Here is a 372-nt window from a genome sequence, read left to right on the forward strand (position 1 = left end):
GCCATTAACACGTTTATAGTCATATTGTGCAGCACGTTCATCAATTTTTGGCAATTCGCCACAAACTAAGACACGAACGTTTTTCTTGGCACCAGTCACTTCAAGAACGCCATCTGCAATGCTTGGTGCAATGATCGATCAGGGTTCCCCCCATTGTCCAATATTCCCCACTGCTGCCTCCCGTAGGAGTCTGGGCCGTGTCTCAGTCCCAGTGTGGCGGATCATCCTCTCAGACCCGCTACAGATCGATCTTGCTGAAATAATTGTTTAGCAACACGTTGTGATGTTTTACCATAACCTACAAATAGAATATGCATGACACGACCTATTCTTCAAAATCAATCAAACTTAAGCTGAGGGGACATGGCAGCA

The 372-nt window shown here is 45.7% G+C and carries 1 rRNA gene; it reads right to left on the minus strand.

Features of this window, described 5'->3' with window-relative positions:
* Nucleotides 1-127: 127 nt before the first annotated feature.
* Nucleotides 128-372, minus strand: a 16S ribosomal RNA gene (locus tag ACJ5GX_RS00235); the annotation flags it as partial.

This window comes from Wolbachia endosymbiont of Tuta absoluta (assembly GCF_059414725.1).